The organism is Streptococcus sp. ELY_86 (assembly GCF_058314495.1).
Genome location: NZ_JBZFUK010000001.1, coordinates 387,472 through 407,724 on the forward strand (window position 1 = coordinate 387,472; position 20,253 = coordinate 407,724).

19 protein-coding genes are annotated in these 20,253 nt (G+C 44.1%); 5 read left to right on the plus strand and 14 right to left on the minus strand.

Annotated elements, in window-relative coordinates:
* Positions 1–73: 73 nt before the first annotated feature.
* From yghU to AC4HAN_RS01855, 3 genes are all read left to right on the plus strand, one after another.
* The gene (yghU, locus tag AC4HAN_RS01845) at positions 74–865 is read left to right on the plus strand and encodes a glutathione-dependent disulfide-bond oxidoreductase (protein ID WP_491090829.1); all 792 of its coding nucleotides are present in this window, start codon (positions 74–76) and stop codon (positions 863–865) included.
* Positions 866–1,067: 202 nt separating this feature from the next.
* The gene (locus AC4HAN_RS01850; RefSeq protein ID WP_491090830.1) at positions 1,068–2,009 is read left to right on the plus strand and encodes a DHH family phosphoesterase; all 942 of its coding nucleotides are present in this window, start codon (positions 1,068–1,070) and stop codon (positions 2,007–2,009) included.
* 230 nt (positions 2,010–2,239) lie between these two features.
* On the plus strand, positions 2,240–2,482 hold the full coding sequence (locus tag AC4HAN_RS01855) for a type B 50S ribosomal protein L31 (protein WP_491090831.1): 243 nt from the start codon (positions 2,240–2,242) through the stop codon (positions 2,480–2,482).
* A 121-nt stretch (positions 2,483–2,603) separates the two neighbouring features.
* Here the strand turns inward: AC4HAN_RS01855 and AC4HAN_RS01860 are convergent, their stop codons facing one another.
* From AC4HAN_RS01860 to AC4HAN_RS01905, 10 genes are all read right to left on the minus strand, one after another.
* Entirely contained in the window at positions 2,604–2,906 is a 303-nt protein-coding gene (locus tag AC4HAN_RS01860) for a cupin domain-containing protein (protein WP_491090833.1), read from the minus strand.
* On the minus strand, positions 2,899–3,246 hold the full coding sequence (locus tag AC4HAN_RS01865) for a cupin domain-containing protein (RefSeq protein ID WP_491090834.1): 348 nt from the start codon (positions 3,244–3,246) through the stop codon (positions 2,899–2,901). The genes AC4HAN_RS01860 and AC4HAN_RS01865 overlap by 8 nt, the downstream gene beginning before the upstream one ends.
* A gap of 90 nt (positions 3,247–3,336) precedes the next feature.
* Positions 3,337–4,287: a zinc-binding dehydrogenase gene (locus AC4HAN_RS01870; protein WP_491090836.1), complete on the minus strand. Its 951-nt coding sequence runs from the start codon at positions 4,285–4,287 to the stop codon at positions 3,337–3,339.
* A 160-nt stretch (positions 4,288–4,447) separates the two neighbouring features.
* A complete protein-coding gene (locus AC4HAN_RS01875) occupies positions 4,448–5,971 on the minus strand; it encodes a metal ABC transporter solute-binding protein, Zn/Mn family (RefSeq protein WP_491090837.1) in 1,524 nt (507 codons plus the stop codon).
* Between the two features lie 162 nt (positions 5,972–6,133).
* On the minus strand, positions 6,134–7,531 hold the full coding sequence (locus AC4HAN_RS01880; RefSeq protein WP_491090839.1) for a C69 family dipeptidase: 1,398 nt from the start codon (positions 7,529–7,531) through the stop codon (positions 6,134–6,136).
* 14 nt (positions 7,532–7,545) lie between these two features.
* Positions 7,546–8,457 carry a DNA-binding protein WhiA gene (gene whiA / locus AC4HAN_RS01885; protein WP_491090841.1) on the minus strand — a complete coding sequence of 304 codons (912 nt, stop codon included), beginning with the start codon at positions 8,455–8,457 and terminating at the stop codon, positions 7,546–7,548.
* Positions 8,454–9,431, minus strand: coding sequence for a YvcK family protein (locus AC4HAN_RS01890; protein ID WP_491090842.1), 978 nt, complete (start codon positions 9,429–9,431; stop codon positions 8,454–8,456). Before AC4HAN_RS01890 ends, whiA begins: the two co-directional genes overlap by 4 nt.
* Entirely contained in the window at positions 9,428–10,318 is an 891-nt protein-coding gene (rapZ, locus tag AC4HAN_RS01895; protein WP_491090844.1) for an RNase adapter RapZ, read from the minus strand. The genes AC4HAN_RS01890 and rapZ overlap by 4 nt, the downstream gene beginning before the upstream one ends.
* On the minus strand, positions 10,311–11,084 hold the full coding sequence (locus AC4HAN_RS01900; RefSeq protein WP_491090846.1) for a DUF1003 domain-containing protein: 774 nt from the start codon (positions 11,082–11,084) through the stop codon (positions 10,311–10,313). The genes rapZ and AC4HAN_RS01900 overlap by 8 nt, the downstream gene beginning before the upstream one ends.
* A 104-nt stretch (positions 11,085–11,188) precedes the next feature.
* A complete protein-coding gene (locus AC4HAN_RS01905) occupies positions 11,189–11,797 on the minus strand; it encodes a TetR/AcrR family transcriptional regulator (protein WP_491090848.1) in 609 nt (202 codons plus the stop codon).
* A 362-nt stretch (positions 11,798–12,159) separates the two neighbouring features.
* On the opposite strand from AC4HAN_RS01905, the gene AC4HAN_RS01910 reads away from it, so the two are divergent.
* Together AC4HAN_RS01910 and AC4HAN_RS01915 are read left to right on the plus strand one after the other, a co-directional pair.
* A complete protein-coding gene (locus tag AC4HAN_RS01910; protein ID WP_491091118.1) occupies positions 12,160–13,962 on the plus strand; it encodes an acyl-CoA dehydratase activase in 1,803 nt (600 codons plus the stop codon).
* Positions 13,963–13,973: 11 nt separating this feature from the next.
* Positions 13,974–16,559: an acyl-CoA dehydratase activase-related protein gene (locus tag AC4HAN_RS01915; RefSeq protein WP_491090849.1), complete on the plus strand. Its 2,586-nt coding sequence runs from the start codon at positions 13,974–13,976 to the stop codon at positions 16,557–16,559.
* Between the two features lie 68 nt (positions 16,560–16,627).
* Here the strand turns inward: AC4HAN_RS01915 and AC4HAN_RS01920 are convergent, their stop codons facing one another.
* The 4 genes from AC4HAN_RS01920 to AC4HAN_RS01935 all read right to left on the minus strand — a co-directional run bounded on the left by AC4HAN_RS01920 (position 16,628) and on the right by AC4HAN_RS01935 (position 20,250).
* Positions 16,628–17,005, minus strand: coding sequence for a RidA family protein (locus tag AC4HAN_RS01920; protein ID WP_491090851.1), 378 nt, complete (start codon positions 17,003–17,005; stop codon positions 16,628–16,630).
* A gap of 27 nt (positions 17,006–17,032) precedes the next feature.
* Positions 17,033–18,124, minus strand: a complete 1,092-nt coding sequence (locus tag AC4HAN_RS01925) for an iron-containing alcohol dehydrogenase family protein (protein WP_491090853.1) — start codon at positions 18,122–18,124, stop codon at positions 17,033–17,035.
* Positions 18,125–18,361: 237 nt separating this feature from the next.
* Positions 18,362–19,708: an asparagine--tRNA ligase gene (asnS, locus tag AC4HAN_RS01930; protein ID WP_491090855.1), complete on the minus strand. Its 1,347-nt coding sequence runs from the start codon at positions 19,706–19,708 to the stop codon at positions 18,362–18,364.
* Between the two features lie 26 nt (positions 19,709–19,734).
* On the minus strand, positions 19,735–20,250 hold the full coding sequence (locus tag AC4HAN_RS01935) for a protease inhibitor I42 family protein (RefSeq protein WP_491090856.1): 516 nt from the start codon (positions 20,248–20,250) through the stop codon (positions 19,735–19,737).
* Positions 20,251–20,253 lie beyond the last annotated feature (3 nt).

Sequence of the window (20,253 nt, forward strand, 5' to 3'; positions counted from 1 at the left end):
ACATATTTTAGTTGATTTTATCTTTTTTCTATGCTATATTTTGAAAATATCCCACCAGTTGAAAGGAGAAATCATGTCTCAATATATTCCGCCGAAAGTCTGGTCTGCTGAGGACAGCAGCCAAGGAAGATTTTCCGGCATCAACCGTCCCACTGCCGGCAGCCGATTTGAACAAAAGCTGCCCCAAGGTGACAAACCGCTGCAAGTTTATTCTTTAGGTACACCTAATGGTATCAAGGTTACTATTATGCTGGAAGAACTGCGCGAGCTTGGTATTAAAGCAGCTGATTACGATCTCTTCAAGATCGCCATTATGGACAGTGATCAGTTTGGCTCTGATTTTGTTGCCATTAATCCTAATTCTAAAATTCCTGCTCTCTTGGACAAGTCTGAAAGAAAGCCGGTCCGTGTCTTTGAATCCGGCTCTATCCTGCTTTATCTAGCCGATAAATTTAAACAGCTGATCCCAAAAGACTGGGCACAGCGAACAGAAGTTCTGAATTGGCTCTTTTGGCAAATGGGGGCAGCACCTTTTGTCGGCGGCGGTTTTGGTCACTTTTTCCACTACGCTCCTGAAAAATTAGAATACCCTATCAATCGTTTCACCATGGAAACCAAGCGGCAGCTGGATTTGCTGGACAAAGAGCTGGCCAATAAGCCCTACATCGCCGGAGAAGACTATACCATTGCCGATATTGCTGTCTGGTCTTGGTATGGGCGCTTAGCACAAGATGCCCTTTATGAGGGAGCTTATGAATTTCTTGCTCTGGACACCTATCCGCACTTGTTAGACTGGACGGAAAAAATTGCTCAGCGTCCGGCTGTCAAGCGGGCTCTTGCGGCAGATTATAAAGCTATCAAGTAAAAAAGCCGCCTTAAATGGAGACTTTCAAAAAAGAGTAAAATACAGTCAGCTCCTCGGAAAAGGCGACTGCTGTTTTACTCTTTTTTATTGTTTTGATTCATTTTGCTGCTTGCCTCTAAGACCTGAAATCTATAGCTGAGTCTGGTTTTTTGTCTCCCTTTCTTTTCTATGTTATAATGGAAAAAAATGAACAGGGGCATCTATGACTACTTTTAAAGATATTTTAGATAAGATTAAAGCATACCAGACAATTATCATTCACCGGCACATGAAACCAGATCCCGATGCACTGGGTAGCCAGGTCGGCTTAAAAGAAATTATTCAGACGAATTTTCCTCAAAAAACTGTTAAAGTGACCGGCTATGATGAGCCTACTCTGGATTGGCTGGCCCGAATGGACGAGGTCACCGATGATGATTACAAAGGTGCGCTTGTTATTGTGGCTGACACCGCTAACCGCCCCCGGATTGATGACAGCCGCTATTCAACAGGCGACTTTTTAATAAAAATTGACCATCACCCGGATGAAGACTTTTATGGTGATTTGTCCTATGTTGATACAAAAGCCTCCAGCGCCAGCGAGATTATCACTGACTTCGCTCTGCAAAATCAGCTGGAGCTGACGGCTCAGGCAGCACGCCTCCTCTATGCCGGCATTGTCGGTGACACAGGACGTTTCCTCTACCCTGCAACCACATCAAAAACATTAAAGATTGCAAGCCATCTGCTTCAATACGACTTTGATTTTGCGGCTTTGGCACGGCAGATGGATTCCTTCCCTTACAAGATTGCAAGGCTTTTGGCCTATGTTTTTGAAAATCTTGACATCGATGAGCAGGGCGCAGCCCGCATTGTTTTAAGTCAGGATCTGCTCAAGGCCTTTAAGCTGACAGATGCGGAAACATCAGCCATTGTCTCTGCTCCGGGGAAAATCGAAACTGTTCAGGTCTGGGCTATCTTTGTTGAGCAGCCGGACGGGCATTACCGTGTCAGACTTCGCAGTAAATCCGCTGTTATCAACGAAGTTGCCAAGAGACATGCCGGAGGCGGGCATCCCTTAGCAAGCGGTGCTAATTCTTACAGCACAGCAGAAAATGATCAAATCTATCAGGAACTGCAAGACCTCCTTAAAACTTCAAAATAAATCTATTATTTGCCTTAAATCAGCAAGGGCGATGAAAAAGTGTGTGAGCGGATGTCTGCCGGCAGGTGTCTTACAATGAGCAGCAAAAGACTAACGCCGTGCTGCCACATTCTATTTTCATGCAAAAAAATGGATAAAAGTCTTGTCAAATCATGCTTTATCTGATAAACTAGAGAAGTTAGATTAACTATGGCTCAAAGTGGGCTATGGCAGAAAGGAAATTTTTTAAAATGAGAAAAGATATTCATCCTGAATACCATCCGGTTGTCTTTATGGATACGTCAACTGGTTATCAGTTCCTTAGTGGTTCAACTAAGACTTCAAACGAAACTGTTGAGTTTGAAGGTGAAACTTATCCGCTTATTCGTGTGGAAATTTCATCTGACTCACATCCCTTCTACACCGGACGTCAAAAATTCACTCAGGCAGACGGACGTGTCGATCGTTTCAACAAAAAATACGGTCTCAAATAAACAAATCTATTTGCACTATTGCAGTATGACTAAAAAATCCTTTCGGAATTCCGAGAGGATTTTTTTGATCCCTTGCTTGCTGCAAGGATTCTCTTTTAATCATGCTTTTTAATGGCCTCTGTCATAGTTCGATCTGCAGGATTTTACTGTTTTCAAGCGCATAGAGATTATGAACCTGACCAGCAGCAATACTCAGCATTCCTTGGGCATCAAGCCGGTATTTTTCACCTGCTGTTTCAACCTGAAGGCTGCCCTCCAAAACCTGAATCAGCTTGGTCAGAGTGCCGGACTCGTTGCTGACGGACTCGCCTGCAGCCATGGCATAGAGTGTTATGGGTCTATCAACAGCCAATTTTCTGCTTAAGGACCGGCTGGCAATTTGACCGTCATGGTATTTGATAAGATTAGAAAGATTATCAATCATGATTCACCTCAGGTTTGACAACAACTAAGAGCATTTGGAAAGCTTCCTTGGCATAGAGGCTGTGCGGAATATCTGCCGGCATGATGATGGTCTGTCCGGCCGCTGCTTCAAAAACATCGCTGCCGATAGTGATTTCTGCCAAACCGCTTAAAACGTTAACCATGGCATCACCCGGCGATGTATGGCGGCTGATTTCCTGATCCTTGTCCAGTGAGAAAAGCGTCATCCCCAGATCTTCTCTTTGTACCAATGTTTTACTGAGTATCTGCTCCTCTTCAACCGGAACTTCTTTCTTTAAATCTAACACCTTACCACGTTCAAGTTTTTCAATATAAGCCATCTTCTTCCCTTTCTTTTGCAGCCAGTCTCTCGTCAGTGTCATAAACTGCAGGAACAAAACCTGAGCTGCCTTTTTTCAAGCCTAAAGCTCTTAATTTAAAACAACAACTTTGCCAAAACCCGCTGTGCTTTCGATATAAGCATGAGCCTTGCTGATTTCTTCTAGTTTGAAAACTTTTTCAACACGAATAGGAACTTGGAAGTCAGCCACATAATCCAGCATTTCCTGCAGCCTTTCTCGATCAACATCACCGGAATAAAAACTTGTCAGATAACTATTATGCTTTAATTCCATAATGGGATCAAAGTCCTCCAAATACCAGCGGCCGCCCAGCTGACCGTTGGAACAGACAATTCCCTGCTCTTTAATATGATCAAAGGAATCTTTAACGGAGGTGGGGCCAACTAATTCTAAAATTTTATCAAAGGTCAAATCCGTCTGCAAGATATTGTTTTCATCCAGAATAATTCCATCATAGCCTAACTTTAACAGAATATCTTCTTTTTCTAAATGACGGCTGCTGCCAAAAACCTTATTTTGCGGAAACTGTGCCTTAATCAGACCAAGCATGGCTAAGCCGACACCAGATGATGCTCCCCGTATCAGAGTTACATCTCCTGCCTTAATCTGCAAGTTTTTAAAAGCACCGTAGGCAGTGTAGTAGGTTTCAGGCAGGGCAGCTAATTTTTCTAAGGGCAAATCCGTTTTAACAGGATAAATCTGCTCATCGGGCAAAAGGGTATACTCGGCATAGGAACCATCAAAATCACGTCCCATCTCCCCCATGATAGAAATGATCTGCTGACCGGTCTTCAGATGAGGAGAGCTGGTTTTGACAACCTCTCCGATACATTCAATGCCTAAAACTCTGGGAAAGCTGACACTGGGAGACAGCCCCTGCCTTGTAAAAATTTCCGAATGGTTGATACCAAAGCCTAAAACCTTGATAAGACTCCATCCTTCTTTGACTTCGGGAAGCGGTCTTTCCTCGATGACAAAAGCATCCGGACCGCCAGCTTTATAAACAACTGCTGCTTTCATAAAGACTCCTTTCTGATTACTGTTATTATAAGAAATAGCAGGATGATTTGCAAACCTTTACTCGTTTAAACAGCAATCAAGAGTTATTATTTCCGGGCGGCTCACAAAAAAGCACCAGCTGATCTTAAGAACATCTGATGCTTTGTTTTTCAAACTGTCTTTAGTGAGCCACAATTTCCTGAGCGATTTCCCAGCCGTTTAGCTTACTTGGATAGTAGGTTGGCCAGTTTTCCATTTCTTTCAGGAGTTGTTCTTGACTGTCATTTCCCCAGAAAAGGTGGAAATGCTCTGCCTTTTGAGGTTTGATGCCGTGGTCACTGAACTGGATATATTTAAAGGAACCGGCATTTTTTGCTTTGGTTTCAAAGAGATAGCGAACACCCCGATTGCCTTTTGCATAGCTGAGAATCTTGCAGCCGACATACTTATAGGTGTACTTGTATTCCTTGCCTTTTTGCGTAAAAGCAACTGTATTTGCCTTACCGTCAATAACAATTTTGTCAACGTCCGTTTTATAGCCTTTAGTATAGTACTCCTTGTATTCCTGGGCAGTCATATCCTTTTTAGACTTGGCCTTATAATCCCAGACACTGTCCAAGCTGCCGTCTTTTAGATAAGGATAAACAGACTGCCACTTGCCCGTCCAATCAGAAAGCTTTCGATCTGTCACATCCTTATCCTTAAAGTAACCATCAGCGACAGTCTTGCTGTCATCTGTTTCCGGCTTAATAATTTTGCCGGCTGTATCTGTTGTCTTTTGGAGTGCTTTTAAATTGCGGCGCATGACAGAAAAATAATCTTCGCCAGCATCCATCTGCTTTTTCGTCAGGCTTTCAAGAGGGCTCAGTACAGCCGTTTTTACTCCAGCTTCATCGGCTAAGGTCTTAGAAACGGCTGAGGATGCATTTTCTTCGAAATAAATATAATCAATCCCATATTTTTTGACATATTTGGACAAATCAACCAAACGCTTGGCTGACGGTTCAGATTCTGCTGTCAGACCGGTGATGGGAATTTGTGTCAGATTATAGTCAAGAGCTAAATAACCAAATGCAGCGTGCTGTGTTACAAAAGATTTTTGCTGCGCCTTGCTAAGAGTGTCACTGTACTCTTTATCCAAAGCCTTTACTTTTTTGATATAAGCGGCAGCATTTTTCTTAAAAATCTTGGCCTTATCAGGAAATTCCTTTGCGAGGTCATCACGGATATTTTCTACCAAGTCAACGGTCCGTTTAGGTGACAGCCAAACGTGGGGATCATAAGCGTGATGGTGACCTTCATGACCGTGTTCATGGTCTCCTTCTTCTGTTCCCGGTGCTAAAATCATATTAGCAGTCGCCTCGATAAAGGGTACTTTCTCAGTATTAACAGATTTTTTAACCGACTTAACCCAAGATTCCATGCTGTCTGAGTCATAGACAAAGGCGTCAGCATCCTGAACTTTGCTAATATCTCTAGTTGAGGGTTCAAAATCATGGACCTCTGTTCCCGCTTTAATCAAAAGAGAGACCTGCCCTTGATTGCCGACGATATTTTTTGTAAATTCATACATGGGATAAAAGGTTGTAACAACATCTATTTTGCCATCGGTTTTCCTGCTCTTTTCCTGTCCTATTAAAAATGCGACAGAAGCTACCATGATAGCAACGAGAAGTGAAACGATGATAAGCGGTTTTTTCTTCATGTGAATCTCCTTTTGTTAACCAGTTAATTATTTACTGGTTAAGTATATCATATTTTAAAAATTTTGCAAGCTTTAAAATTATTATTTTTTACCAACAGTGAAAATCATGAAAAAAAACAAAAAGCAGGGCACTTATTTGGAGTTTCCCTGCTCATTTTACCATCAGTCGCTGACACCGTAACGGTTGGTCATCAGATTGCTGGCATCAAAAAGAATTTTTTGAAGAAGAAGCTGGGTTTCAGTCTCAATAAAATCACTCATCGCTTGATTTTCTGCTTCTAAATCAACGGCTTCCCCTGTTTTCAAAGCTCTGTCAACACGGCCGATCATGGCATGGCCTTTGGCCATGGTCTTCTCAGCATAGGCTTCCAGATCCGACTCGTGCTTATGGTAATGAGGATCAGCAAGGGCAGCAATCAACCGGTTGGCCCAATAAAAATTATCGGCAGAGACCTTATCGCTGGTATTGGCAAAATAAGTTGGCGTTTTTGCAATCTGCGTAAAGAAAGGAACCATGGTATTAAAAGGCATGGAACCGTAAGAAAGCCATTGGATTCCTTGAGTCGGCTGAGGCTTATCGGGCCTTATCTGCAGTAAAGCAGTCTGACTGGTACGATTAATGCCAATGGTTCGAAAAGCTGTCCGGCTGACGCGATCGCCTTCAGGTCCGTAAGGGTCAAAGGCTGTATCTTGGTAGTGATTGCTCAGGACATATTTAATATCTTCAACTGTAATCTTGCGATAGGGCTTTTGCGACCAGGGAATAAAGAAACTGCGCGGATCCTGCTTAATTTCAGGATTCAAAAATCGCTGCATGGCCCAGGCACGGGGCGTATTGTAATGCCTGTCCTTATCTTTTTGGCTGCCAAAGGCATAGCGGGGATTAAAATGCTCATTGGAATAGGTCAAATCCAGATGATTGTCGTCGATAAAGTCTCTCAAATCACTAGAAAAAAGATAATCCTCCGGATTATTAAATTCAAAATGGTCAATTCCCAGCTGATTAGGATTGGTCACATAGGAATCATCCGGAACACGGCGCGCAATCCAGTGGTGGCCGCCAATGGTTTCCAGCCACCAAATTTCATCTGCATCTGAAAAAGCAATGCCGTTTGATTCATAGGTGCCGTATTCTTCTAACAATTTTCCCAGCCGCTCCACACCTTCACGGGCTGAACGAATATAAGGCAGTACCAAGGTCAGCATGTCTTCTTCCCCAATACCTGCTGCAACTAAGGGATCTGCTCCCAAGACACGGCTGTTTGTCGTGATGGTTTCAGTTGCACTCATGGCGACATTCATCTCATTGATACCTGCTTCTCCCCAAATTCCATCTTTATCTAATGCATTAGGAACAGAGGTATAAGACAAGGGATCATCAGGCAGATCCATGGCAAATGAGGATAAAACGGACTGGTAATGTCTGGGCTGCTTTTGCGGACTAATTACTTCAAACTTTTTAGGGCAAAAATCACCGCTTTGTGAATCTTCGGTTCTGGCAATCATGGTAGAGCCGTCATAACTGGCTTTTTTCCCGACGAGGATCGTTGTACAAGTCACTGTTTTCTCCTTTACTATAATTCTTCTGCTAATTTATTAATCTTTCTGAGCCTGTGATTGACGCCGCTCTTGGTCAGCGGCGCATCTAAGCTGTCAGCAATCTGTTGGATGGAAAAATCTGGGTTGGCGACTCGTATTTGAGCAATCTGCTGCAGTTCTACCGGCAGACTTTCCAAACCGACGCTGTCTCTGATTTTAATGATATTATTGATTGTTTTCATGCTGGCACTGATGGTTCTGGCAATATTAGCTGTTTCGGCATTGCTGGCCCGATTGACATCATTTCTGGTTTCTCGCATGATTTTGATTTTTTCAAAGGCCAGCATGGCTTCCATACTGCCGATGATAATCAAAAAATCCATAATATCTTCAGCCTTTTGCAGGTAAGTAACCGCACCGTGCTTGTGTTCAATGACCTTGGCATCCAGCATGAATTTTTGCATCAGTTGGGCTAAATCTTCCGCATGGTCCAGGTAAACAGAGAAAATTTCCAGCTGATATTTGCCGGATTCCGGATCCCGAATAGAACCGGTAGACAAAAACGCCCCCCGCAAGTAAGAACGTCCGGCATCATCATCCGACAGGATTTTTCCCTGGATGCCCGTCTCAATACCAAAGAATGAGTCTGACAGCTGCAGATCTGACAGGATGCTGTCCACATGGCAGTCAAGAAAAACGGTGTAGACGCGGTTTTTTCTCAGATTGGTCTTTTGATGGTACTTGATCTCGGGGACAATTTGGTAAAACTGCTCCAGCAGGGCATAGATATGACGGGCAATTTTTGCATTTTCGGTAATAATGGACAAAGTCAGGCCTTGATGCGTCAAACCCAGATTGCCTGACATTTTAATAATAGCTGACAATTCGTTTTTGTCAGCTGATTCCAAATTTAAAATTTCTTCTTTGACAGATGTCGTAAAACTCATAATTCCTTCATTCTAATCAGGCTCATCAATTCGGCAACAACACTGTCACCATTGTGAAAGGCTCCGCCATTTTCCAGACAGAGGAAATTTGATGAGACGACTCTTGGTACCTGCTCTTTAAGACCGGCAAAATCGTGTTCTACTTGAACCAGATACTCGTCAAATTTATTAGAATTCATATATTCCTTAGGTACCTTTTCAACATTGACCAAGACGGTATCAATAAATTTTTGCCCTAAATGGCGGTTGAGCACGCGCACATGATCGGCATCAGTAAAATGCTCTGTCTCACCGTACTGTGTCATGATGTTACAGACATAAGCCACCTCTGCCTTCGTTTGACAAAGTGCCTGACCGATCTCATCAATGACTAAATTCGGCAAAATGGATGTAAAGAGTGAGCCCGGACCTAAAACAATCATGTCACTGTCCATAATGGCATCAACAACCTTGCGGCTGGCCGCTGGTTTTATATCATCATAGCTGTTGGTGACATAAACATGATCTATCATTCCCTTATGTTTAGCAATCTGACTTTCACCGACAACTTCCTGTCCGTCTTGAAAGACGGCGTGAAGTGTCAGGGCTTTTTCACTGGAAGGATAGATTTTACCGGTAACGTGGAAAAATTTTGACAGAATCTGCATGGCATTGTAAGTAGAGCCTTGCATTTCTGAAATACCGGCAATGATTAAATTGCCAAGCGGGTGCCCGGCAAGCGCCCCGTCCTCGGCATTAAAACGGTACTGGAAAATCTTCTCGTAAAATCTGGGCATATCGCTCATCGCTACTAAAACATTGCGAAGATCGCCGGGAGGTGTCATCTGCATGACGTGGCGAATAGCACCTGAGCTGCCGCCATCATCTGCTACCGTGACAATAGCTGTAATATCCACATCTTCATGACGCAGACTGCTTAAAAGGACAGGCAGGCCTGTACCGCCGCCGATAAGGGTTATTCTTGGTTTTCTCATGAGCGATTCACTGTCTCCTTACGTCGATTCTTATCACGATGGCTTTCATGAACGGTCCAATTTTGCTTCAGATCTTCCGCCAAACGATGAGCAAAGGCCACGCTGCGGTGCTGGCCGCCTGTGCAGCCGATAGCGATGGTTAAAACAGATTTCCCTTCCTTTTGATAGCCCGGCAGAATAGGTTTTAACAGCGCTAAAAGATGTTGGTAAAATTCTTCTGATTCCTCGTGATCCATAACATAGTCTGAGACATCTTTGTCAAGCCCGGTTTTGTCGCGCAGTTCAGGTTTATAGTATGGATTGGGCAAAAAGCGCACATCAAATACCAAGTCGGCATCCAAAGGCAGACCGTATTTAAACCCAAAACTGACAACTTCCAGGTGAAAGCTGTCCTGGTCTTTTTCACCTGAAAACTGATCTGAAATGGTTTTGCGCAGCTGCCGCGGTGTTAAATCTGTGGTATCAACAACATTCTGACTGAGATTTTTTAAAGGAGCCAGAAGTTTTCGCTCAAGGGCAATACCGTCCAAGACACGCCCGGTCGTTGCCAAAGGATGGCTGCGGCGGGTTTCTTTGTAGCGTGACACCAGCTCACTGTCAGTAGCATCTAAAAAGAGAATCCGAAAATTAATGGAGTCGTTTAATTCTATCTTGTCCAAAATAGAGCTGACTTCCTTGAAAAAAAGACGGCTGCGCATATCAACGACCAGGGCAACCTTATCATTTTCACCGCTGCTTTCAACCAATTCCAAAAATTTAGGCACTAGGGCCGGCGGCATATTATCAATCGTAAAGTAACCTAAGTCTTCAAAAGACTGGATAGCAACGGTTTTCCCGGCACCGCTCATGCCTGTGACAATGACAAGATCAATTTTTTTGTCAGACATTTTCACTGCTCCTTTTCTCTAGCTCTTCCACTTTCTCAATCAGGGCCTGATTTTGCTCCTGCATATCTGCTAACTGTTTGGTAATAGAAACCAGCATTTCTGCCTGCAGTTTCTGAATTTCCAAAAGATCTGACTGGTCTTGGTGCACCAAGTGGTCAATTTTAGCATGCAGCAGCCTTACGCCCTCTTCAGATTTCTTGTTAACATTATAATCGTTTTTAGCCTGCAGACGGTCATAGTCCGAAGCACGGTTTTGACTCATCATAATCAAGGGAGCCTGAATGGCCGCTAAGGTAGACAGAGCCAAATTCAAAAGAATAAAGGGATAGGCATCAAAGACCAAGCCAAAGGGTTTGATGACATTAAACGCCATCCAGAGAATCATCAGGGCAACAAAACAGATGATGAAGGTCCATGAACCGCCAAAGCGCGCAACATCATCAGCTATCCTCTGGCCGAATGTTATTTTGCTGTCCCACTCTTCCTGCAGATTCAATGGTTTATAGTCCTGGTTTTTGCTTACTTCATAGACCGTTTCTCGGACATAGTCGTTCTTTTTATTAGCTTTTTTTACAATTTCCTGTAAAAACATCAAGCGATACTGCGCCAAATTCTTATGGCTGATAAAACTTTTTTCAGTCAGCTGCGGATGGTGCTGCAAGAGGAGTTTTTGCAGACGTTTATCCAAATCAGATAAAAAAACCCCTTCCTCTAAGAGATAGCTTTTATGGTCAATAGCATCTGCTAACCGTTCACCCTTGGTCATACCCTGCCTTCTTTCTATTGCTTCTATTATAACAAAAAAACCGCTTCAGCGGACTTTTTTAAGAAGCGGATCGCTAAAAATCGGGCTTAGCACAGCGCCCGTTTTTAATCACGGTTAATCGTCACCCCCAGAACAGTTAAATGCCCATTGCTGACCAAGGTAATGACTAAGCGGGCTAATTCCTTTGAGGGCATATCAAAATTGGATTTTATCCACCACATAAGCGTCCCTGTAAAAATACTGGTCAGATAAGCAACGATAAAATCCGTAGGCACTGATTCTCCGGATTCTGTGACATTCAGCTTTTCCAGCAAATCAGCATACTTTTCTCTTAAGAGCTTGCCGAAATTTTCCTGCATGATTTCCTGCGAGATACTCTTTAAAGCTATCTTGGCAATGGAGGGATTCTTTTCCAGGCTGTGATAGAAATTTGTCAATAAATTTTCTGCTCTTCTGACCTGCACAATATCACCGTTTGTCACCTGAGCCGCATCAATCATATCAGATAACTGCTGCAGCAGCTGCCTGTGAATGCCTTGCTGCAGTTCATCCTTGTCTGCATAGTGGGCATAAAATGTCGCACGGTTGATCATAGCTTCATCGGCAATGTCCTGCACCGTAATTTTTTCATAAGGCTTTTCACTCAAAAGCTTGGTAAAAGCATCAAAAATCAGTTTTTCTGTCCGCAGGTAACGAATATCTGTAAATTTCATGAGCACTCTCTTCTGCTAAAACTAAAAATGTATTCTGATCAGTCCAGATTGTCACAATCAGCTGGGGTACTGTCAGCTTTATCCTTTGCAAGATAAGCAACACTTTGTCGGGGATGTGTTGTTTAAACAACAGTTTTTTTAAAATCAACGATTGAATTTGTCTTGCTGAGTTCTATAATAATATTATAACAGACAGGCTGTTGACTAAGCAACAGATTGTTGCAGGACTAGCAAGCCTGTCGCCTAAAAATAAGAGAAAGGAGCAAGACGGGCGAAAAACCAAGCAACTGTTAATGTGAGATGCTTTCTATTTGGACGTATTTCCATTTTCTGCCATTTTTTGTCTGTCTGCTGTCTTAATGATGTATAAAGCAGGAATTGATGTTGGATCAACAACCGTTAAACTAGTTGTGTTTGATGAGGACTATCATTTAATTTTTTCACGCTATGAACGCCATTTTTCAGATGTCAAAACTGCTACTGTCAAAGTACTGAGAGAAGCTGTTGCTGATATTGGCGACCAAACAGTCAGTATTGCTATTACCGGTTCGGGAGGTATCGGCCTGTCCGATGCTGCTGATATTCCTTTTGTGCAGGAAGTTATTGCAGCCACTACGACGGTTGAAAAACTGATTCCTGAAACCGATGTGGTGATTGAGCTGGGCGGTGAGGATGCCAAAATGACCTTCTTTGGCGATACCCTGGAACAGCGAATGAACGGGACCTGTGCGGGCGGTACCGGAGCCTTTATTGACCAAATGGCAGAGCTTTTAAAGACGGATGCCAACGGGGTTAATGAACTTGCCAAGAATTATGAAACCATCTATCCCATTGCCAGCCGCTGCGGAGTCTTTGCTAAAACCGATGTGCAGCCTCTCATCAACGAAGGCGCCCGCAAAGAAGACATTGCCGCTTCTATTTTTCAAGCTGTGGTTAATCAAACGATTGCAGGTCTTGCTTCAGGCCGTAAGATTACAGGGAACATAGCCTTTTTAGGCGGTCCGCTTTTCTTTATGAGTGAGCTGCGTCAGCGTTTCATCGAGACTTTAAATATTGCCCCTGAACATGTGATTTTCCCAGAAAATCCACAGCTCTTTGTTGCCATGGGAGCAGCTCTTGAAGAAGAGCAGGCCCAGCTGAGCCTGACACAAATTATTGACAATCTTGAAAAAAATACCTCGCAATCCTTGGTTCCTCAAAATACCTTGGACTGTCTTTTTAAAAATCAAGCAAATCTGGAAGACTGGCGTGAGCGCCATGATGAAGCCAGCGCTCAGTACAGGGATATCGCAAGCGTTTCTGGTCCCGTTTTCTTAGGGATAGATGCCGGTTCGACAACTTCAAAAGTCATCTTAACGGATCCCAGCGGCAGCATTCTCTTCCAGCACTACAGCAACAACCAAGGCCAGCCCTTGGAAAATATCATTGCTGTTCTGAAAAAATTGTACCGCCAATTGCCTGATGAAGCCTTTATTGCCCGCTCCTGCGTGACCGGCTACGGCGAAAACCTAATCAAAGCCGCTCTGCGTGTGGATTACGGTGAGGTTGAAACGGTCGCCCACTTCAAGGCCGCCAATTATTTCAATCCCGGTGTTGACTTTATTTTAGATATCGGCGGTCAAGACATGAAAGCCATGTCTGTCCAAGACGGCGCTCTGTCGAGCATCCAGCTCAACGAAGCTTGTTCGTCGGGCTGCGGTTCTTTCATTGAAACCTTCGCCAAATCGCTTAAATACGATGTCAGAGATTTCGCTCAGGCTGCTCTGTTGGCTGAACATCCTGTTGATCTGGGATCAAAATGTACCGTTTTTATGAATTCAAAAGTCAAGCAAGTTCAAAAAGAAGGTGCCACCGTTGCTGATATTTCTGCCGGACTTTCTTACTCAGTCATTAAAAATGCCCTCTATAAGGTTATCAAACTCAAGCGCCCTGAAGATTTAGGCGAAAAAATTGTCTGCCAGGGCGGCACCTTTTACAATGAGGCAGTCCTTCGCGCCTTTGAACTGGTATCAGGCCGCCAAGTCGTTCGTCCCAATATCGCCGGGCTTATGGGTGCTTATGGCTGTGCACTCATTGCTCAGGAAAAATACGAAGACGAGCTTGCCTTGGAACATCAAGGACAAACAGATCAAACTGCTGACCGGCCGGAAATGGCTATGGCCTAAAGGAGAATGCTATGTCTGAACAACTGACTCAACGCAAACGTTCAAGCATCATGAATCTGGACGAATTAGATACGTTTACTGCTGAAAAAGAATTCACACGCTGCGGTCTGTGTGAAAACAACTGCGCCCTGACTGTCACTATTTTCAGCGACGGTTCAAAATTTGTTACCGGCAATCGCTGCGAACGCGGGGCTGAAAAGGTTACTAAGATTAAATTTGACCGCAGCCGGCAAAAAGAAAATCTGGTTGATTACAAATACAAAAAACTCTTTAAGTTTAAAGCGCTGTCAAAACGCGATGCCGTTCACGGTGTGATAGGCATTCCGCGGGTGCTCAATATGTATGAAAATTATCCTCTCTGGCATACAATACTGACTGACCTTGGTTTTCGCGTACAGATCTCACCAAAATCTGACAAGAAACTTTTTGAAAAAGGAATCGAAACGATTCCGAGCGACACAGTCTGCTACCCTGCCAAGATGGTGCACGGCCATATCCAAGCCCTGATTGACAAAAAGGTTGATGCCATTTTTTACCCAAGCGTTATCTATGAACGCATGGAAAACAGTAAGGCACCCAACCATTACAACTGTCCTATCGTCCAAGGTTATCCGGAAGTGATTGAAAAAAATATGGATCCCATTCGTGACGGCCAAGTTAAATTTTATCACCCATTCGTCAATTTAGCTGACCCGGAAACCCTTGTTCACTCTCTGAAACAAGCCTTTGCGGACTACGATGACATAACAGCCGAAAAAATTCGTAAGGCTGTTGAACATGGCTACCAAGCTTTGGCTGATTTCAAGGCTGATTTGCAGGCCAAGGCTGATGAGCTGCTGACAGCTATCAGCATGAAGGGCGAAAAGGCAATCGTTCTTTCCGGCCGTCCTTATCATCTTGACCCGGAAATTAATCACGGCATTGCTAATATCATCGTTCAGGAAGGTTTTCATGTTTTGACAGAAGACATGGTGTCAGGCTTAGAAGAAGTCTCTGGTTTGCGTGTTGTCAATCAATGGGTCTACCATTCCCGTCTCTATGCAGCGGCCAAAGTCGTCGCTAAAAATCCCAATCTGGAATTGGTTCAATTAAACAGTTTCGGCTGCGGTCTTGATGCCGTAACGACTGACCAAGTTGAAGAAATCATGCGCGGCCACAATAAGCTCTATACCGTCCTTAAAATTGATGAAGGCAGCAATATGGGAGCTATCCGCATCCGCCTGCGGTCTCTCAAGGCCGCTGTCGAAGAACGTGATAATAAGCTCAAAAAAGCCAACTTAAATCACATCTTCAGTCAAGCGCCGCAATTTATCAGTAAAACCGAAAGAGATGAGGAAGAGGATGCCTCGGTCAATGAGCCTGTCTTCACTAAAGAAATGAAGAAAACGCATACGCTGCTCATGCCCATGCTGTCTCCCATTCACCAAAACGGGCTGATCGAAGAAGCCTTCAAGCAAGCCGGTTACAATGTTGTTATTCTGCCCGCCATGGACCGAAAAGCTGTTGATGTTGGTCTCAAATTTGTCCACAATGATGCCTGCTATCCTGCTATCATCACTATCGGCCAGCTGGTTGAAGCCTTAGAAAGCGGCAAATACGACCTCAACAACACCAGTGTCATGATGACTCAGACAGGCGGCGGCTGCCGGGCAACCAACTATATCCCGCTCCTGCGCAAGGCTTTAAAAGATGCAGGCTTCCCGCAAATTCCGGTTGTTTCGATTTCCATGGGCAATCAGGGGACAGAAGAAACCCCGGGCTGGAATATTACGCTTTCTTTTGTCAAACGGCTCCTCATTGCCGTGCTCTATGGCGATCTTTTCGAACGTGTTCTCTACCGTGTCCGTCCTTACGAAAAAGTCCCCGGCACGGCCAACGCCCTCTATGATAAATGGCTGAGCACCGCCAAGAAAAATATCAAATCCGGTTCTTACTTCGAATTCAACCGCAACATGAAACGGATCATCAAGGAATTTGATCAGCTTGAAACGGTTGATTTTGACAAAAAACCCCGTGTTGGTGTGGTTGGCGAAATTCTAGTTAAATACGCACCTACTGCTAATAATGATATTGTCGGTATTATCGAAAGAGAAGGCGGTGAGGCTGTCGTTCCTGATCTGATTGGCTTTATGAACTATTCCCTTTTCAATCAAATCTGGAAGGCCGATGAACTCAATATGAGCCAAAAGACCAAGCGTCTGGCTAAACTGGGCATTGATGCCATCAATCTCCTTGAAAAACCGATGAATAAGGCCCTTGAAAAATCGCAGCGCTTTGAAGGCATCGAATCTATTTATGACATTGCTGACGGTGCGTCTAAAATTATTTCCATTGGCAATCATACCGGTGAAGGCTGGTTTTTGACAGGTGAGATGATCGAACTCCTCAACAACAATGTCAAAAACATTGTCTGCCTGCAGCCGTTCGGCTGTCTGCCAAATCACATTGTTGGTAAAGGTATGATCAAGGAGCTGCGCCGCCAATATAAGGGAGCAAACATTGCTCCGATTGACTATGATCCGGGCTCCTCAGAAGTCAATCAGCTCAACCGTATTCGTCTTATGATGACGACCGCCAAAAAAATGCAAAAAGCCTAGAAACTCGCTGACTATCATAGCAAAAGCCCGAGCGTTACTGTCGCTCGGGCTTTTTTCTGCTTTTTGACTTAGTCAATATAAGCAATCACTTCAATTTCAATCTTAGCGTCTTTGGGCAGACGGGCAACCTCAACAGCGGAACGCGCCGGGAATTCCTGACCGAAAGCTGTCGCATAGACTTCGTTGAAAGGTACGAAATCCTTGATGTCGGCTAAAAAGCAAGTCGTTTTGACAACATGGTCAAAGTCCGTGCCCGCTTCTGATAAGATAGCTGAGATATTCTTTAACACTTGCTGAGTTTGTTCCTGAATGGTCTCGCCAACAATTTCGCCTGTTTGAGGCGACAGGGCGATCTGACCGGAGGCAAACAAAAGGTTACCGGCAATTTTTCCCTGAACATAAGGCCCGATAGCTGCAGGTGCTTTATCTGTCTGAATTTTTTTCATAGCTCTTCCTTCTTTCTTTTATCTGGTTTATAATTGCTGACCAAGTTGATCGACTGTACGGATGGCCTGCGCAAATTTTTCAGGATCAAAAGGCGTGTTGCGGTATTCATTGGTTGTCAGAGCAACTTCAACAATCTTAGGAATATCTTCCTGAGTCAAGCCCAGTTCCTGCAGGGTTACCGGCAGCCCTAATTCCTTGTTGAACTTGGCTACACGTTCCAGCTCTTCCTGCTCATCAAAATAAGCATGCAAGACCAGCACACCGTAGGAAACAACCATACCATGGAGATATTCTCCTTCGCGCTTAATGGCAGTTGTTCCATTGTAAAAAGCATGCGCATGACAAGAATTGTAGTAAAAATCAGGCTGATTGACTAAATTAGAAGCATAGCCGGTTGATACCACAATATCAAGGGCGATTTCTTCAACTGCCTGAGATGCCTTGTTATTGCGAACATCTTCCAGCCCTTGCGGACCATAGCGGTAAAAGGCATCCTTTGAAGACAGAGCCACAGCCTCACCCAATGTTGCGGTATGAGGAAAGGCTGCTGCTCCTTTTTTCTTTGCTTCCGAGATAGCATGCTCTACCTCAGGAGCTTTCGAAATACCATCACCAATACCGGCCCAGAAGTATTTTTCAGGTGCTTGGGCAATGACTCGTGTATTGATGAAAATATGGAGCGGTGAGTCAGGATAACCATATTTTAAAAGGGAATGGTCATCATTATAAACGACCGCTATTGCTGTTCCGGCTGAACAATTAGAACAAATTGTCGGGAAAGTAAAGGTCGGTTTATCCAGTTCTTTAGCAACCATTTTAGCGGTATCCAGTGCTTTTCCGCCGCCAAAACCAAAAATAGCATCCGCCCGCTGCACATCAGGATTGGCTGCCAGTTTATCAATGTTTGTTTGGGTCGAATCAACGCCGTAAACAAAGCTGCCCGTCACGTCAATACCTGCCTGTACCAAAATAGCACGAACCTCATCTTCGCTGCTGGCCAAGGCTCTTTTCCCTCCAATTAAGACCACACTTTTAATATGGTAGGGTTTTAAGACCTCAGGAATTTCTTGGTAGCAGTCTTCGCCATAGCTATAGTTTGCCATTACAGTAGTTGTCATTACAGTTCCTCCTATGAAACAAGTGGCCATCGTCTTTTTCTAGGCGGTGACAATCTATTAATGAGGCAGAAAGACAAAAAATGGTCTTCAAACAGCTTGAAAACCACCTCTTATAACTGCCTGATGCTTTCTATTATAGCAAAATATTCAGAAAATTAAAATAAAGACTTTATTAAAAAAACCAGTCCCAGCTGTGGGACTGGCTGCCATCAGAAGCAAGCGCCAAATTAAGATAATTTACGGTTCAATCCGATGCAGCATCCGCGGGAAAGGAATGGCTTCACGGATGTGTTTGGTACCTGCTACAAAAGTTACCATGCGCTCTAAACCAAGACCAAATCCACAGTGCGGGACAGACCCGTACTTGCGCAGGTCAAGATAAAAAGCATAATCATCCGGATTAAGTCCGTTTTCCTTGATCTTCTCAAGTAGGGTGTTATAATCCGTTTCACGTTCAGAACCGCCAATAATTTCACCGTAGCCTTCCGGCGCAAGCAAGTCGGCACAAAGCACACGATCCGGATTGCCCGGCACCGGTTTCATGTAAAAGGCTTTTAAGCTGGCCGGATAATTGACGACAAAAGTCGGCAGGCCAAAGTAGTTGGAAATCCATGTTTCGTGGGGTGAGCCAAAATCATCGCCGTGCTCAACATGTTCATAATCAGCGTCCTCATCGCCTTCATGCTCCTGAAGAAGTGTGATGGCATCATCATAAGAGACACGCTTAAACGGTTCAGCAATGTATTTTCTGAGTAAATCAGCATCACGCTCTAAAATGTCAAGAGCCTGCGGTGCCCGATCGAGAACACCCTGAATAAGAGCCTTGACATAGGCTTCCTGCAAATCAAGGGACTGTTCATGTGACATGAACGGGTATTCCGCATCCATCATCCAAAATTCTGTCAGATGGCGGCGGGTTTTTGATTTTTCAGCACGGAATACCGGTCCGAAGTCAAAGACCCGTCCAAGCGCCATAGCACCTGCTTCCAGATAGAGCTGGCCGGACTGGCTGAGAAAGGCCGGCTCACCAAAGTAGTCTGTTTCAAAAAGATCGGTCGTGTTTTCAGCTGCATTGCCTGATAAGATCGGACTGTCAAATTTGATAAAGCCGTTTTGATCAAAAAATTCATAAGAAGCATAGATAACTGCATTACGAATCTGCATGATGGCCATCTGCTTGCGCGAACGCAGCCAGAGATGGCGGTGATCCATCAAAAAGTCTGTTCCGTGTTCTTTAGGCGTGATAGGATAATTTTCTGATTCGCCAACGACTTCAACACCTGTGACATCAAGCTCATAGCCGAATTTTGACCGTTCATCTTCCTTGACAACACCTGTTACCAAGACAGCTGTTTCTTGGTTGAGGTGCTTGATAGTATTGAATTTTTCGGTTCCTTCTTCTTCACCGAATTTTTCGATAAAGTTTGGTTTAAAAGCCACGCCCTGAAAAAAAGCGGAGCCGTCACGCAGCTGAAGAAAGGCAATTTTACCCTTGCCTGACTTGTTGGCAACCCAGCTGCCTATGGTTACCTCTTCGCCAACGTGTTTTGGAACATCGATAATGGATACTAAGTCTTTAGACATGTTTAGTGGTTCTCTTTTCTACTTTCTTATTTGCTTATGATTTCTTTGATGGAGATGAAGCTGATGACAGGTTCTGAGGAAGTCTTGCCATAGTGCCTTGTTCGACTTTCGACAGTCACAAGATAGTGTCTATCCAGAGACGTTTTTTCCCATGGACGTTTATAAGACAGTTTAAACTGGTGGCGGCCACTTGCCAGCACTTTCCCTTTAAGATAGGCAAGGTCTGAGCGTCCTGCCCACAATTGATAATCAGCTCCGTAAAACGGCGACAAATCTTCAGTGGTTATATCATCTAAATCCAGCTTTTCTGAAACATCACTGACTTTCCAGCCATAGCCGGTCGAGCCATTGGAGACAAAAGTCAGCTTAAAGGTATCATCAGACTTTTGAATCTGAATGTCCCCTCGGTCAAAGGCAAGGTGCATGGCCTTATTTTTAACGGTCGTGAGCTCCCTTTTGGTTTGAAAAAGGACCCAGCTGAGACCTATGATGATTATAAGCAGAATGGCCGGGATGGCATAACGACGAAGTATTTTAGCCATGGC

Bases quoted from the DNA above. Each gene is read 5' to 3' on its own strand.
- yghU (WP_491090829.1), top strand. From the start codon at position 74: ATGTCTCAATATATTCCGCCGAAAGTCTGGTCTGCTGAGGACAGCAGC.
- AC4HAN_RS01850 (WP_491090830.1), top strand. From the start codon at position 1,068: ATGACTACTTTTAAAGATATTTTAGATAAGATTAAAGCATACCAGACA.
- AC4HAN_RS01855 (WP_491090831.1), top strand. From the start codon at position 2,240: ATGAGAAAAGATATTCATCCTGAATACCATCCGGTTGTCTTTATGGAT.
- AC4HAN_RS01860 (WP_491090833.1), bottom strand. From the start codon at position 2,906: ATGATTGATAATCTTTCTAATCTTATCAAATACCATGACGGTCAAATT.
- AC4HAN_RS01865 (WP_491090834.1), bottom strand. From the start codon at position 3,246: ATGGCTTATATTGAAAAACTTGAACGTGGTAAGGTGTTAGATTTAAAG.
- AC4HAN_RS01870 (WP_491090836.1), bottom strand. From the start codon at position 4,287: ATGAAAGCAGCAGTTGTTTATAAAGCTGGCGGTCCGGATGCTTTTGTC.
- AC4HAN_RS01875 (WP_491090837.1), bottom strand. From the start codon at position 5,971: ATGAAGAAAAAACCGCTTATCATCGTTTCACTTCTCGTTGCTATCATG.
- whiA (WP_491090841.1), bottom strand. From the start codon at position 8,457: ATGAGTTTTACGACATCTGTCAAAGAAGAAATTTTAAATTTGGAATCA.
- AC4HAN_RS01890 (WP_491090842.1), bottom strand. From the start codon at position 9,431: ATGAGAAAACCAAGAATAACCCTTATCGGCGGCGGTACAGGCCTGCCT.
- rapZ (WP_491090844.1), bottom strand. From the start codon at position 10,318: ATGTCTGACAAAAAAATTGATCTTGTCATTGTCACAGGCATGAGCGGT.
- AC4HAN_RS01900 (WP_491090846.1), bottom strand. From the start codon at position 11,084: ATGACCAAGGGTGAACGGTTAGCAGATGCTATTGACCATAAAAGCTAT.
- AC4HAN_RS01905 (WP_491090848.1), bottom strand. From the start codon at position 11,797: ATGAAATTTACAGATATTCGTTACCTGCGGACAGAAAAACTGATTTTT.
- AC4HAN_RS01910 (WP_491091118.1), top strand. From the start codon at position 12,160: ATGTATAAAGCAGGAATTGATGTTGGATCAACAACCGTTAAACTAGTT.
- AC4HAN_RS01915 (WP_491090849.1), top strand. From the start codon at position 13,974: ATGTCTGAACAACTGACTCAACGCAAACGTTCAAGCATCATGAATCTG.
- AC4HAN_RS01920 (WP_491090851.1), bottom strand. From the start codon at position 17,005: ATGAAAAAAATTCAGACAGATAAAGCACCTGCAGCTATCGGGCCTTAT.
- AC4HAN_RS01925 (WP_491090853.1), bottom strand. From the start codon at position 18,124: ATGACAACTACTGTAATGGCAAACTATAGCTATGGCGAAGACTGCTAC.
- asnS (WP_491090855.1), bottom strand. From the start codon at position 19,708: ATGTCTAAAGACTTAGTATCCATTATCGATGTTCCAAAACACGTTGGC.
- AC4HAN_RS01935 (WP_491090856.1), bottom strand. From the start codon at position 20,250: ATGGCTAAAATACTTCGTCGTTATGCCATCCCGGCCATTCTGCTTATA.